The organism is Acinetobacter sp. LMB-5, from assembly GCF_001541635.1.
In the GTDB taxonomy this organism is placed as follows: domain Bacteria; phylum Pseudomonadota; class Gammaproteobacteria; order Pseudomonadales; family Moraxellaceae; genus Acinetobacter; species Acinetobacter pittii.
Map to the genome: position 1 here is coordinate 1 of NZ_LRDR01000060.1, position 503 is coordinate 503.

1 protein-coding gene is annotated in these 503 nt (G+C 51.7%); it reads left to right on the forward strand.

Annotated features, from left to right (window positions below):
- Nucleotides 1-503: AAA family ATPase (locus AW165_RS18505; protein ID WP_155859661.1), on the forward strand; the 503-nt coding region annotated here is incomplete at both ends.

Genomic DNA, 503 nt, shown 5'->3' on the forward strand with positions numbered 1-503 from the left:
CGTTGTTAAAGCACGGCACTTGCGCTGGTGATGAACAGAGTTACCTCAAGAAGCTTGAAATGTGGCTAAACAATCGAGACCACCAGCAGGAAACAAGAAGCACGCTTGCCTCCCCTGCGTTCTTAGAGTTGCCAACCGCTAAGCGCATCATGAACCTGATGTCGATTGCGCAGAACCTGTCGTCTTGGAGCATGGTGTACGAAGGTGCTGGCGTTGGTAAGACGAAGGCGGCTGAAGAGTACCAACGTACACACAACAATGTTTGGATTGTGACGGCTTCACCGTTTTGTAAAACATCGGCCTATGTAATTGGCGAGCTAGCTGAGCAGCTAGGTGTTCGTGGATGCCGCACGATTGCCACTCAAACCAAAGCGGTCGCTAAAGAGCTCGTAGGTCGCAACGGCCTTGTGATTATCGACGAGGCGCAATACCTCAGCGACGACACGCTAAACGGCATTCGTATCCTGATTGAAGGTAAAGCTGGCGGCATGCTGCTTGGTAAC